Genomic DNA, 251 nt, shown 5'->3' on the forward strand with positions numbered 1-251 from the left:
TTTTGTAACTGTTCCGTCCACTGTGTAACTACCACCGGATTGCTCTTCGTAATATTGTTTAAACGTTTCGATTTTGCTTCCATCCTCTAATGCGAATGGCTCATCACCGAATAACATTTTTTCATAGTGTTCTTTGTTAAAGTCTTCCGAATACATATAACCAGGTTCTTTATCAATGTTGTTATGTTTAAAGTCAGCGTACTCTACAAGTAAAACAAGTACCTTATCTTTACGAACATCGCCGTTATATG

General features: G+C 35.9%; 1 protein-coding gene. It reads right to left on the bottom strand.

The window, feature by feature from the left end; genetic code table 11:
* The coding region (locus JDS96_RS31310) for an immune inhibitor A domain-containing protein (RefSeq protein WP_199669179.1) at positions 1–251 on the bottom strand (251 nt) is incomplete at both ends.

Origin of the sequence: Bacillus cereus group sp. N21, assembly GCF_016483395.1 — a bacterium.
Classification (GTDB): domain Bacteria; phylum Bacillota; class Bacilli; order Bacillales; family Bacillaceae_G; genus Bacillus_A; species Bacillus_A pseudomycoides.